Raw genomic sequence first — 12,650 nt, forward strand, 5'->3', positions numbered from 1 at the left:
GCCCTTTCGAGGCGGCCTTTCTGCTTCAAGCCATGCTAGGCGCGGGCATTGGCCCGTCATCGTCGTCCGGCTCCTTGGCATAGGCCGCAGACAGCATCCGATAGTAGCGCGAGTTCATCGCCACCAGGGTCAGCACCACGCCCAGCAGGCCCGCCACGGTAAAGACCAGCGCAATGCCTCGAGCTGGTCCCGTGCCGAACCAGCCGCCTATCGTCTGGGCGCCCGCTCCATCTGTCATGAATGGAATGACGATGAACTGCGTCAGCGGTCCGATCAGAAATGCCGTCAGCGGCGACGCCGCCTGTTCGATAGACTGAGCAAAGCCGAAGACGCGCCCCTGACGTTCCATCGGAACAACCTTTTGCAGCGTCGTCTGCTCTGCCGCTTCAGCATAAGGGCCAAGGAACATCCAGATAAAGCACCCGCCGGCCAGCAGCCAGATAGAGGGCTGTATGGTGAACACACAGCACACGCCCCAGGTCACCAGATTGACCATCAGCAGTGTGCGAAGGGGATTTTTACCCAACCCAGTTTTGGAGATGATCAGGCCACTCACGATGAAGGCAGTCGACAACACGCCGAACAGCAAGCCCCACATCTGCACCGACACGAGTGACAGCCCATAGGCATCCAACAGCGCCATGAACACGCCGCCGAGGAAGTTGTTGAACGTGGCGAAGAAAATCAGAGCAAACAGTCCGGGCACGGAGGCGATGGTACGGATTGTGCCCCTTATATCCACGCGCTTGGGTTCCGTGGGCACGCCGGGTTCGGCCACAGCGCGCCGCTCATCGATATGCACCCAGTGCAAATGGACGAAGACAAGGAACGACACAACGACCGCCAACACCAGCACGGCGACCATCCCGCCCCAGGCAACGAGAAAACCGCTGATGACAGATGTGGTCAAAAACCCGATGCCACTGACCATGCCAACCAGGCCATTGGCCTTGTCGCGTTCTGGCTCGGGAATAAGGATGGTCACCAGCGTTGGCAGCGCGATGGAGCGAATATTGCCCGCGATCACACCCAGCATAACCAGGAACACAAAGCCCCAGAGATAGGGGCCATAGGGGTCTTTGAATGCGCCTTCTGGCTCCAAAAACACCATTCCCAAGGACAGACTGAAGAACGCCAGCGACACCACGCTTGACCCCTGCATGGTCAGCTTTTTGGGATTGTGATCGACGATGCTGCCAAACCAGAAGCCAAGGGCAGCGGTGAACACAAGATAGATGCCTGCGACCATTCCGGTCGCAAACACCGACTGCGTCTCAATATAAATCCAGAACGTGAGAGCGAACCAAACTGTGTAGTTGGTGACATTCGCGACGAGGTTGTTGCCGAGAATTTGGTGAAATGGGCTCATGGTCGCCTCGTGGACAGTCGTCTTTCAGGCGACCGAGCCTATCACATCTCCGCTACACGCCAATCAGCTGTCTGGATCGCCTAGCCGATGGTGCGCTCCAGGAGAGACAGCCAGTTGCCATAGGCAATCCGCTCGACCAACTCGTCGCCATAGCCGTGTGCCCGCATGGCATCGAACAGCTTGGGCAGACCGGAGGCATCGCCGATTTCGCGCGGAATCATGGCGCCATCGAAGTCGGAACCAAGGGCGACGCGCGTTTCACCAACCCGCTCGATCATGGCATCGAGATGGGCGAGCATGATGTCGAAACCAGTATCCGGATTGTTACGCCCGTCGGGTCGGAGGAAACTCACCGAAAAGTTTAGCCCAACCACACCGTCGCTATCGCGGATCGCGTCAAGCTGGCGAGCGGTCAGGTTGCGAGGCGTTTCGGTCAGGGCGTGGACATTGGAGTGCGTCGCAACCAGCGGCGCAGTCGACAGTTTTGCCACATCCCAGAACCCCTGCTCGTTCATATGAGAGAGATCGACCACCACACCCAGGCGATTGCACGCCGCCACAAGGCGACGACCTGCATCCGTCAGCCCCGGCCCGACATCAGGCGATCCAGGGAAGCGGAATGGCACACCGTGGGCGAAGATATTGTTGCGGCTCCACACAGGGCCAAGCGAGCGCAGACCTGCCGCATAAAGCACGTCGAGCATGTGGAGGTCTTTGTCGATGGCCTCGACGCCCTCGATATGCAGGAGCGCCGCCAATGCGCCACGCGCTGTGGCCGCACGGATTTCCCCGGCTGTCCTGCAGACGACGATCTGGCCATTGGAAGCCGCTTCCAGCCGCAACAGCACGGAGACCTGCCCGAGCGTTACGGTACGCGCATAATCCAACTCAAGCTCGGGTGGCAGCGGCATGTCATATGTCGCATTGCCCATCGGGCTGAAGTCGAACTTTTCGGCAGGCGGTACGAACACCGCAAAGAAGCCGCCAGCGAGATGCCCTGCCCGCGCCTTGGGCAAATCCAGATGCCCGCGCCCGCCGCCATTGATGAAGGACGCTATGGGGTCGCCAGAAGTATCAAGATACATGCGCAGCAACGCATCATTGTGACCATCAAACGCGGTAACTGGCTTGGACATCTAGACTTTCCTGCAACGTGACATGCCGCAAGGTTATGCCAGTTGCAGGCGATTGCGAACCCCAATCAGGCCCAATCAACGATCCCAGACGCGTGGCCAGTAGAGATCGTCGTCGTAGTCGTCCGGGATCGGCGACAAGCGGACCAATGCGGCAGCCGCAAACTCGATCTGCAGCGCGAGGTGCCGAATTTCTTCTGGCATGGGCTGGCCCGAGATGAACTCGCGGGTGCGCCATTCATTGACCTTAAGTGCTTTCAGGCGGCGACGGGCTTCTGCCTCCACGTCTTCCACCACAACCGGAACCGTATCAGCAACTGGTACGTACCGCTTCGGCTCCGTCCACTCCCTGCCAGCATCGATCTCCGCGAAACGCACTTTGGTCCCCTGTTCATGCAGCCCTCGCACAATTGCCAGCGGCCGATAGCTAACATTGCCACCATTCCATTACTGATCCGGTAACAACACTGGCTTGGAAAGCAGGGCTCCTATGCTAGTGGTGCAGGCATGAGCATCCTCTACGTCATGGCCGCTGAGTCCGAATATGGTCCCCATCTGCGCGCCCGCATCACCCCGCTGATCTCGGGCATTGGGCCTGTCGAAGCAGCAGTATCGGTCACGCGCGCGCTGGCGCAGGCCGAAGCCAAAGGCACACTTCCAAGCCTTGTTGTGTCTCTCGGATCCGCTGGTTCGCGCACACTTGAGCAGTGCGGCGTCTATCAGGCCACCAGCGTCTCCTATCGCGACATGGACGCGTCCGCCCTCGGGTTTCCCAAGGGGCAGACCCCATTGCTGGACCTGCCCCCGGTCATGGCGCTGTCCCCACAGATCGAGGGCGTTGCTGGTGCGCGGCTGTCCACCGGCGCCAACGTCGTGTCCGGCGCGGCCTATGACAGCATCGATGCTGATATGGTGGATATGGAAACCTACGCGGTGCTCCGAGCCTGCCAGTTGTGGTCAGTTCCTCTTCTGGCACTGCGCGGCATTTCCGATGGCGTCGCCGAACTGACCGGCGTGCATGACTGGACGCAATATCTGCACATCATCGATGAGAAGCTGGCCGCAGTCGTGGACCAAATCGAGATCGACCACGCGGCAGGACGGCTCTAGCGCCTAGTTCTGGTTCTTTGCCTTCTTGTCCCGGCGTGCCCGACGCCAGGTGGTCCACTTTCGCGTGCCGCGCACGATGGCCGTATTCACTGGCCCTTGCAGGATCACAAGATCAAGCGCGAGGAGCAGCAGGCCGAGGGGCAGCATCCAGAGACCGAGCACAGGCAGGAAGCTGAAGATGCCACCGAGGACCAGGAGGATACCCAGGGGGATACGCATCCAGCGCGCTTCCGGCTGGCGCAAACGCTCGAGCACACGGGCTGCCGCATCGGGAATGCGGCGCTGCAGCTTGTCGAACTGGCGATCGAGCCTTGCCCTGGTCTTGTGCATCAATGGCCTTTCTTCGCCCAAATCACACTCCTAACCTAAGAACTCTGCTCGCCCCATCCAAGAGTGAGTAGTGAAAAACCTTCGGGCCCGGAACTTCTTGTCGGACGCAGAGTTGAGCAAGTGACACAACTAAAGGAGCGTCATTATGGCAACTGCCGCAAAACGTACCATCAAGCAGCTTGAAGACGCGGGCGATGACCTGTCGAGCAACATCTCTGACCAGATCGCATCCTTGCGCAAGGAAATCGCCTCGATTGCTGAAGCAGTCAGCGACTACAGCGGCCACACCTTTGATGACGTGCAGCACAATGCAGTCGCGCTCGCCAAGGAAGTTCGCCATCAGGGCGCAGCCGTCGCCAAGCAGGTGAGCCGCCAGGCAACTGTCGCGACCAAGGCCGTGCAGGAGAACCCCTTGCCCGTGATCATCGCCCTTGGCACCATTGCCCTTATTTCGGCGCTGATTTTCACGCGCGACTAAGCCAAACGTTAGCAGCCTGCTAACCTTCTCGGTCAACGCGACCTTAAGTCTGTTGGGTCATTTTCAGTCAAACTTGCACAATTGCAACAGACCGGAGATGGCCCAATGCGTTTTTCGACCAAAGCACTGCTTCGCGCAGCTGCCCTCGTCGTGGCTGCATCAAGCCTTGGCGGTTGCAGCTTTCTCGGCCTTAATTTCGGCATGGCGCAGCTCAGCGAGAAAGAATGCCTGATGCGCGCGATGTACTTTGAATCCAACCGCTCCAGCGCCGAAGGCATGCTGGCTGTCGGAACGGTCGTGATGAACCGCAAGGCGGATTCCCGTTATCCGCAAAACGTTTGCGGCGTTGTCGGGCAGAAGAACCAGTTCGCAGAAGGCGTTCTCACCCGCAAGATGACCGATAGCGGCGCAGTGCTCGCCTCGCAGATGGCGGACGAAGTGCTGCGTGGCAACCGGCATCCCGGCGTGCAGAATGCTCAGCATTTCCACACCGCCGGCCTGCGCTTCCCCTACAACAATATGCACTACGTGCTCGAGGCTGGCGGCAACGAGTTCTACGAAAAGTACTGATTTCGCTTAGAAATCGCCGCCAATATCGAAGTCTCCGCCGTCATAGTCATCTGAGCCCGCATCCGTGTCTTCGGCGGGGGACGGTTCAAGCTCCTGCGCATTGGCGCCACCGGTAAACATCCCGGCAATCGCGCTGCCCAGCAGCATACCGCCGGTTACGCCCAGCGCAGTCTGCGCCGCCCCGGCCAAAAAACCACCATTCCCGCCTGCCCCGCGATCCCAAGGACCACGAGCGCGCTGCGGCTGACGTTGCGGCTCGTCACCACCAAACAGCCCGCCCAGGAAACCACCACGCTGCTGGCTCTGTGCAGATTCTAGCTGCTCAATCCGCTCGCGTGCCTGCCGCAGGGCAACTTCCTGAACCAGGATTGTCTGCGCCATATAATAAGGCGCTGGCGGGTAGTCGCGCAGTCGCTGCTGGATGAGAACCTCGGCATCCCGGTCTCGAGGCGCCGCATTCCGCGCCACGTCTTCGACGCGGTCGAACAGGCCATTGATTGCGTCACTATCGTCACGGTTCGACATAACGGCACTCCTCGCGTTCGATTAACTTCACTGCATGTGGTAAAACATTGTCAGCGCTGCAATGTTTGAGCGATCAAATTCTACGTCGCCGCGAAAAAGCCACAAACCGAACAAAACTTTGCCGGAGGTACTGGTGTAACGAGACCGTGATCGGCGTCACCCAAGTCGCCACGACCACAGGGAAAAATCCATGAACACCAAGTTCCTCCTGCCGCTCGCTGCTATTTCCGTTCTGGCCCTGGCTGCTTGCAGCAACCCAGATACCCCAGCTGCGCCAGCCGCAACGACCGAGACCTCCACCCCTGCTGAGACTGCGCCAGTTGCGGCTCCAGCTGCTGCCCCTGAACCCGCTGCTCCTGCTGCACCAGCCGCTGCCCCTGCAGCCGCTGCTGCTGCCGCCGACGCAATGGCTCCCGCTGCCGGCGCTGCGGCCATGACCCCAGAACAGGCAATGCAGGCCGTTCAGGCTCAGGCAGCTTCGCTCACCCCAGAGCAGAAGGCCGAGACCGTTGCCGCTGCTCGCAAGGCCGCTGAAGACGCCGGCAAGGCACAGGGCCTGACCGACGAGCAAATCAAGCAGGCCGCCGATATGGCTGAAGCCGCTACCAAGCAGATGCTCGGCATGTAACCTCTGGGCTACGTGAAAATCATGGCCCCGCTGCTTAACCGGCAGCGGGGCTATTTTTTTGCCCCAACGCGCAGCACATAGCCAATCACGACAGCCACGGCCTCATAGAGTTCGAGAGGAATGCTGTCGTCGATTTCGACACCACTCAGCGCCTCGGCCAAGACCGGATTGGCCTCGATCACCACACCATTTTCCTCGGCAAGAGCCACAATCCGGTCTGCCACAAGCCCGCGTCCGCTGGCCACCACGCGTGGCGCCTCGCGGCTCCCCTTCTCGTATTGAAGCGCGACGGCCACTGATCTTGGTTTGAGCTCGTCACTCATGTCCGAGCATCCACGAAGTTGCCCGATGGCCTTGCCGCTGGCGCAGGCGGCTCACCATGTCGAACCACAATCGCCCCCGGCTGGAGCCCCACGCTGACCAGCGTTTCCCGCAGTGCGTCCATCTCCGACTCCAGCGCCGCCGAAGCGTCTGGCTCGGCCGCCCACAGCATGATCCCGGTCGCCTGCCCGCGCAGCGACACCTGCGCTCCGACCTCGCCGAGATCGGGAAGATTGATCGCGAAGCGCATCTGCCACCCGCGCTCACCTTCCGCCTCGGTGCCGTTGTGCTGATCGCGATGAATCTGAAACTGCATCATGGTCTGGTGCTGACCGACCAGCACAGGCAAATCGAGGCTCCAGTCTCCGCTGCCCTTTGCCTGCGCATCCGGAAGCGATGCATGTTGATGAAGCCTCACCCGAGCCAAGGCCCCTTCTGTTCGCTCCTGCACATGTCGGCCAAGATCTTCTAGCGTCGTCCCCGGATCGAGCGGCGCTACCGCCGGTCCGCGTGCTCGGGGCACCGCTCCTTTGAGCGGGGGGGGGACATTGGCCACCGCTGCAACCGGCGTTCCATGGCCCAGCCACGATGCCATCGTTTGCCTGAGGACAAGCAGGGAGGCCTTCATATCGCCCTGCGCCAGGGTTACCGCGCCCCGTGCGAGTTGCGCCTCCTGAAACAACCCAGAACTCAGGACTGCCTTTTGCAGGGCACTGCCATCGAGCTTCCCGCCTTCCAGCGAGACCTGCGCCGCCAACACGCGCTGAACGGCGCGCATTACCGGCTCGGGCAGCCCAACTTTACCGGCAAGGGTGCTCAGGGCGGTGGTAAGCCCGGCCGCGCTATCCTGCCGGGGCAAAGACACCTGAACCATCTGCGCCAACGCCGCCTTGGGCGTGGCAGGTTGCGAGACTGGAGGCGCGGTCCCCTGCGTCATCACACCCGCTGGTCGCTCAGGCGCTGCCATCTGAGCGACGTTGGGCCGCTGTACGGACAGACCTGAAGGTGTCGACGTCACAACAGGCGCCCTGGCAGCGGCCTGCGGGTAGACACTGGCAGGAGGAGGCGTGGTACCGGCGTTGGTAGTCACCGTCGGAGCAACCGAACCTGGTACCATGGCTGGCGCGCTGGACTGGGGAGCAAGCGTTGGGGAGGATGAAACGGCGGATTGTGAGGCCTGCGCCAGCGGCGCATTTTCGATCGCAGCGCGTGCCCCGGCGGATACCGTTACCGGTGGCTGGGGCGTGGGAGCTGGTTGGGGCGTGGGAGGCTGCAGGAGCAATGCGAGACGCAACTGCGCGCCGCTGCCCTGAACTTCAAAATTGAGAACTGCCCCCACATTCACGGCATTAGGCAGGACCAGATTCAACATCTGCCCGTTGATCTGAACTTGCGTGCCGCCATTTGGGGCCGGTCCAATGACCTTGCCGTCCAGCATCTGCCCTGCTTGCAGAGCAAGCGCCTGCAACGCGCTTGAACGCGTGGCCAAAGCTATTGAGGGAAGCTGCGAGGGAATGGACATGGCGTGGCTGACCCTCTGCCGCACCATGCGGCGTACCCACCTTAGCGTACGCCGATCATCCTATGATTCCCGCCTCTTGGGAAACTTAACAAAACCTGGCTCAATCGGGGCGGATGTCAGTGTATTCCTTCGTCGCTGGCTTGCCACGGAAAGTGACCCAGAAGAAATTCAGGGTGTATGTGCCAGCGGTTTTGAACACGCCCTCTTTTTCAAGGCGCCGGCCCGAGGTCTTCATCTTCAGCTTGAATGTCCATTTCACGCCACCAACCTTGGACAGGCGCACCGCGACGTCGGTGTCTTCGCCGAAAAACTGGATGGAGCGATCATAGCCGCCCACCTGGGCCCAGGCGGCGCGCTTAAACACAAAATTGCCGCCCTGCACGACAGAGCCAACCCGCAGCACAAAGCGGTTGAGGACGTAAATCAGGTAGGTCAGGCCATAGAACATGTTCACGAGGAACCGGCTCCAGGCACTCATGTCATAGTAGACATAGGGGCCGCTGAGGCAGACCAGCTTGGTGTCCTTGGCGAACTCGGAAAACACCGTGTCGAGCCAACCCACCGGTACAATCGTATCGCTATCGATATTGGCGACGAGGTCAAAACCTTCGCTGGCAGCGAAGCCAGCGTCGCGCGCGTTGACCAGGCCCTTCTTGGGCTCATCGACCACGCGCACAGATGGGAAGCTGCGGGCAATCTCGCCGGTGCGATCGGTCGAGGCGTTGTTGACCACAATGATTTCCGCGTCAGCGCCGGAGCGCGCGATCTCAGCCACCACAGACTCAAGGCATTTGCCGATTAGCGCCTCTTCATTATAGGCGGGTATAACAAATGCCAGTTTCATTGCGGCCTCTTGCAGATCAGGGCCCGTGGCCCAAGATTGCCAGCAGATACCGTCAAAGTCCCGCAACGGCAACATTGAGCGGGCATTTTCCAGCTTTTTGGCGGGCGGCACCGTACGATACCGCCCGCAGCACAAGTTTCAATCAGCCGATATAGTCGCGCTTGCCGATTGGAATGCCGTTATTGCGCAGGATCGAATAAGCGGTCGTCACGTGGAAGTAGAAGTTCGGCAGCGCCCGTTGGGTCAGATAGGTCTCGCCGTCCATGGTAACCTCATTACCACCCAGTTTCAGCGTGATCTGACGGTCTTCGGAGCCATCGAGATCGGAGGCCTGAACGGTCGACAACAGGTCGAGCGCCTTCTGGATGCGAGCGCGCAGTTCATCAAAGGTCTTTTCGGTGTCGGGCCATGAGGGCACTTCCTTACCCGCCAGACGCGAGACGCAGCCCTTAACGTGGTCGGTCGCAATCATGATTTGCCCGCGAAACGGTATCATATCCGGAGCGAGACGCGCTTCTGACAGCACGAGCGTGTCGAACTTGCGGTCAGCCGCATAGGCCTCCGCCTTGTCCATGATCGCCAACAGATTGGTCAGCATGCGCGTAAAAACCGGCACAGACATGCCGTACATAGAGATCGTCATCGCAAAGACACCTTGATTGTCAGGACCCGAACGGGAACTGTCTTGTGCGCCACGTCATGGTGGCTGACTAGCGAGATCGGGATGCATCCGGACAAAGACAAGCCCCTGGCAGGACCAAGTTTTGGTCCAGTATGGCTGCAAAAGCTGCGCAACAAGCTTCGCCTGCTCTATCACAGCCAGGCCCCCGGCGCGCAGCGCTTCCAGTATGCGGTCCTGCTGGTTGATCTGGCGATCATCGCGTTTTTTATCGCGACGCCTCTGCTCAAGGACAATCCGTCCTTTCTCTGGATCGACTACACTATCGCCGCAATCCTGCTGATCGACTTCACGGCCCGCGCCCTCGCCTCTACCGACATCCTGCGCTGGCTCCGGCAGCCGCCGGTCATCATTGATGTCTTCATTCTGCTGACGCTGCTCGCACCCGGCTGGCTGGTCAATCTCGGATTCTTGCGGATCCTGCGCCTGTGGACGCTAACCCGTGGCTACGCCTTCTGGCGCCCCCTGAAAAAGCACGGCCTCGCCAGTTATCAGGACACCATTCAGGCGGTCATCAACCTGCTGGTATTCCTCTTCGTCGTCACCGGCTTCGTCTACACAGCCTTCGCCAACCGCAGCGATGGCATCACCGGTTATGTGGACGCGCTCTATTTCACCGTGGCCACAGTAACGACGACCGGCTTCGGTGATGTCACCTTGCCAGGGACAATGGGTAAGCTGGCCTCTATTGTCATTATGATCATCGGCATTTCGCTATTTGTCCGGCTCGCCCAGTCCATCTTCCGGCCAAACAAGATCGTCTTCCCCTGCCCGCAATGCGGCCTGCAAAAGCATGATCCCGACGCAGTCCATTGCAAAGCATGTGGACATATCCTCAACATTCCCAATGCTGGTGAGGATTAGGTTCGTCCGGCGAAATATATGGAAGAGCCCGTCGTTGCTGCAAAGGTTACTTCGGGTTCACCAAGCGGCTTCACCGCAGGTTAGGTTTCACCTTGTAACGGTGGGTTCCAACTGGGGGACCGATGCCAAGCCTGGATTTCCTGACGCTCTACATCCTGATTTTCATGAACGCGCTCACGCTCTGCGTGATCTGGGCGGCGTTTGCGTATCGGTATCGGCCCAATCCACCTGCCCTGTACTGGCTGGCCGGTATGGCGCTGAATATGATCGGTGGCGGCGTCTTGGCGATCCAGGGCAACGAGGGATCACTCGTTCCGGCCATTCTCGGCAATACGATAATCATCCTCGGATTTGGCCAGTTCTGGATCGGCCTCCGCCGCTTCCAGCATCAGGCGGGAGGTCAACGCCACGTCGTTGCATGCGCGCTCATCGCTATGGCCTTCATGATCGCGTGTTATGACTTCGATCGCGGACGGGCCATTGTCTATGCCACCGGACAAGCCTGTGTGATGGGCATGTCTGTCCATCACCTGCTGCGCCATCGTCAGCCCGGGATTGGCATGGTGGTTGCCGTATTGGCGTTCTCGGTCGCCGCACTTGGCCAGCTGATGGTCATCGTGAGCAACGGGCTCGTCCTATCGCACGCCTTGGATTTCGAGATCTATTATGTCCTGGCGTCCTACGCCCTGCTCTGCACCGTCTTCAGCTGCATAGTCTGGAACCTGGGCTTTGCGATGATGACGATCGACCGTTTGCAGGACACTCTGCGGCGCATGTCAGAGACCGATGAACTGACCGGTGTGCTCAACCGTCGTGGCTTGCAACGCAAGCTGGACACATATCAGCACGACGCAAAGCGCACCGGCCGCGCCTTGTCCGTCGTCCTCATCGACCTCGATAATTTCAAGCCGCTGAATGACAACTATGGGCACGCCGCCGGAGACAAGGCACTCCAACAGCTAGGTCAGCTCATCAGCGCGAACATTCGTCCCAGCGATATCGTCGCCCGGCTCGGTGGCGACGAATTCTGCGTCCTGCTGCCTGCTACAGGGGAAAGCGAGGCCGCTCGCCAGGCGGAAACCCTCCGTCACCTGATCGCCACGACCGCTTTTGAAGTCCCCGATGGCGCCGTGGCGCTTTCGGCGAGCCTTGGCGTTTCGACACATATCGCGTCGGCCGATAACGCACTGGACTTGCTGATCGAGGCTGACAAATCCCTTTATCGCGACAAGGCCCTCAAGGCATCACGATACACTGACGCCAAACGCGCGTAACGCATCAACGAACCAGCGACGGCAGTCGTGAAGGAACGGCTGCAGCAGCGAAGCATTGAGTTCTCACAGACAAGGAGAGTTCGATGCCAGATCGCTTCACCATGCAAGATCCCCGACATCAATATCCCGCGCCGCCATTTGCTCCGCAGACACAATCGCCCCCCGGGCTGGTCAGCAAGATGGAGCCCAAGCCAGACCACGGCGAAGAAAGCTACGCTGGCTTTGGCCGGCTGCTTGGCCGAAAGGCACTGATCACGGGCGGAGACTCCGGCATCGGCCGCGCCGTGGCCATTGCATTTGCGCGTGAAGGGGCCGATGTCGCGATCAACTTTTTGCCCTCAGAGATTGAGGATGCCAACGAGGTCATCGCCTACATTGATCAAGCTGGAACGAAAGCGATTGCGCTTCCCGGTGACATCTCAAATGAGAAAACATGCAACGCAGTCGTTGCAGATGCCGTGGAGCAACTCGGCGGCCTCGACATTCTGGTGATCAACGCGGCTCGCCAGCAAGCGCGAGAGACCGTTGAAGATGTAACCAGCGAGGACTTCGACAAGACCCTCAAGACCAATCTCTACGCCTTGCACTGGATGACCAGAGCCGCATTGCCCCATCTGCCCCCGGGTGCATCGATCATCACGACGACGTCCATCCAGGCCTATGAGCCCTCGGGACAACTTCTGGACTATGCGACCACTAAGGCGGGCATCGTAGCGTACACCAAGGCACTGGCATCACAGCTGATTGAGAGAGGTATCAGGGCAAATGCAGTCGCCCCCGGTCCCTTCTGGACGGTACTTCAACCCAGCGGCGGCCAGTTTCCCGAAAAGGTGGAGGAGTTTGGTGGCAATAGCGCCTTCGGTCGCCCCGGGCAGCCCGTCGAACTCGCACCAGTCTACGTGCTCCTGGCCTCCCAGGAAGGCAGCTACATCACTGGAGAAGTTTTCGGTGTCACCGGCGGCAAAGGAATCGCCTGAGACCGCCGCAAAGGACAATTGTCCTT

15 protein-coding genes and 1 pseudogene are annotated in these 12,650 nt (G+C 59.9%); 7 read left to right on the plus strand and 9 right to left on the minus strand.

The window, feature by feature from the left end; translation table 11 throughout:
* Positions 1–25: 25 nt before the first annotated feature.
* The 3 genes from WH87_RS07800 to WH87_RS07810 form a co-directional block, all read right to left on the minus strand.
* Positions 26–1,369, minus strand: coding sequence for an MFS transporter (locus tag WH87_RS07800; protein WP_046140309.1), 1,344 nt, complete (start codon positions 1,367–1,369; stop codon positions 26–28).
* Between the two features lie 80 nt (positions 1,370–1,449).
* Positions 1,450–2,505, minus strand: a complete 1,056-nt coding sequence (locus WH87_RS07805; RefSeq protein ID WP_046140310.1) for a dipeptidase — start codon at positions 2,503–2,505, stop codon at positions 1,450–1,452.
* A 75-nt stretch (positions 2,506–2,580) separates the two neighbouring features.
* On the minus strand, positions 2,581–2,880 hold the full coding sequence (locus WH87_RS07810; protein ID WP_156458152.1) for a hypothetical protein: 300 nt from the start codon (positions 2,878–2,880) through the stop codon (positions 2,581–2,583).
* A gap of 129 nt (positions 2,881–3,009) precedes the next feature.
* Here WH87_RS07810 and WH87_RS07815 point away from each other — a divergent pair, with 129 nt between their 5' ends.
* Positions 3,010–3,612, plus strand: coding sequence for a 5'-methylthioadenosine/S-adenosylhomocysteine nucleosidase (locus WH87_RS07815; RefSeq protein ID WP_046140312.1), 603 nt, complete (start codon positions 3,010–3,012; stop codon positions 3,610–3,612).
* A gap of 3 nt (positions 3,613–3,615) precedes the next feature.
* Here WH87_RS07815 and WH87_RS07820 read toward each other — a convergent pair whose 3' ends face one another.
* Complete coding sequence (locus WH87_RS07820) at positions 3,616–3,942, minus strand: hypothetical protein (protein ID WP_046140313.1); 327 nt, start codon at positions 3,940–3,942, stop codon at positions 3,616–3,618.
* A 145-nt stretch (positions 3,943–4,087) separates the two neighbouring features.
* On the opposite strand from WH87_RS07820, the gene WH87_RS07825 reads away from it, so the two are divergent.
* Both WH87_RS07825 and WH87_RS07830 read left to right on the plus strand, forming a co-directional pair.
* A complete protein-coding gene (locus tag WH87_RS07825) occupies positions 4,088–4,420 on the plus strand; it encodes a hypothetical protein (RefSeq protein WP_046140314.1) in 333 nt (110 codons plus the stop codon).
* Between the two features lie 201 nt (positions 4,421–4,621).
* A pseudogene (locus tag WH87_RS07830) lies at positions 4,622–4,984 on the plus strand (cell wall hydrolase); the annotation flags it as partial.
* A gap of 12 nt (positions 4,985–4,996) precedes the next feature.
* On the opposite strand, the gene WH87_RS07835 reads toward WH87_RS07830, so the two are convergent.
* A complete protein-coding gene (locus WH87_RS07835; protein WP_046140316.1) occupies positions 4,997–5,515 on the minus strand; it encodes a DUF2076 domain-containing protein in 519 nt (172 codons plus the stop codon).
* Positions 5,516–5,705: 190 nt separating this feature from the next.
* On the opposite strand from WH87_RS07835, the gene WH87_RS19575 reads away from it, so the two are divergent.
* Complete coding sequence (locus WH87_RS19575) at positions 5,706–6,143, plus strand: hypothetical protein (RefSeq protein ID WP_156458153.1); 438 nt, start codon at positions 5,706–5,708, stop codon at positions 6,141–6,143.
* 50 nt (positions 6,144–6,193) lie between these two features.
* On the opposite strand, the gene WH87_RS07845 is transcribed toward WH87_RS19575, so the two are convergent.
* The 4 genes from WH87_RS07845 to WH87_RS07860 form a co-directional block, all read right to left on the minus strand.
* The gene (locus WH87_RS07845; protein WP_046140317.1) at positions 6,194–6,466 is read right to left on the minus strand and encodes an EscU/YscU/HrcU family type III secretion system export apparatus switch protein; all 273 of its coding nucleotides are present in this window, start codon (positions 6,464–6,466) and stop codon (positions 6,194–6,196) included.
* Positions 6,463–7,986 carry a flagellar hook-length control protein FliK gene (locus tag WH87_RS07850; protein ID WP_197410749.1) on the minus strand — a complete coding sequence of 508 codons (1,524 nt, stop codon included), beginning with the start codon at positions 7,984–7,986 and terminating at the stop codon, positions 6,463–6,465. The genes WH87_RS07845 and WH87_RS07850 overlap by 4 nt, the downstream gene beginning before the upstream one ends.
* A 100-nt stretch (positions 7,987–8,086) precedes the next feature.
* Positions 8,087–8,830: a glycosyltransferase family 2 protein gene (locus tag WH87_RS07855; protein ID WP_046140416.1), complete on the minus strand. Its 744-nt coding sequence runs from the start codon at positions 8,828–8,830 to the stop codon at positions 8,087–8,089.
* Positions 8,831–8,972: 142 nt separating this feature from the next.
* Positions 8,973–9,473 carry a DUF1993 domain-containing protein gene (locus tag WH87_RS07860; RefSeq protein ID WP_046140319.1) on the minus strand — a complete coding sequence of 167 codons (501 nt, stop codon included), beginning with the start codon at positions 9,471–9,473 and terminating at the stop codon, positions 8,973–8,975.
* Between the two features lie 81 nt (positions 9,474–9,554).
* Here WH87_RS07860 and WH87_RS07865 point away from each other — a divergent pair, with 81 nt between their 5' ends.
* From WH87_RS07865 to WH87_RS07875, 3 genes are all read left to right on the plus strand, one after another.
* Positions 9,555–10,373, plus strand: coding sequence for an ion channel (locus WH87_RS07865; protein WP_046140320.1), 819 nt, complete (start codon positions 9,555–9,557; stop codon positions 10,371–10,373).
* A gap of 122 nt (positions 10,374–10,495) precedes the next feature.
* Positions 10,496–11,647, plus strand: a complete 1,152-nt coding sequence (locus WH87_RS07870) for a GGDEF domain-containing protein (RefSeq protein WP_046140321.1) — start codon at positions 10,496–10,498, stop codon at positions 11,645–11,647.
* Between the two features lie 83 nt (positions 11,648–11,730).
* Entirely contained in the window at positions 11,731–12,624 is an 894-nt protein-coding gene (locus tag WH87_RS07875; RefSeq protein WP_046140322.1) for an SDR family oxidoreductase, read from the plus strand.
* Positions 12,625–12,650 lie beyond the last annotated feature (26 nt).

The sequence above is a fragment of the Devosia epidermidihirudinis genome (assembly GCF_000971295.1).
GTDB classification, from domain to species: Bacteria; Pseudomonadota; Alphaproteobacteria; order Rhizobiales; family Devosiaceae; genus Devosia; species Devosia epidermidihirudinis.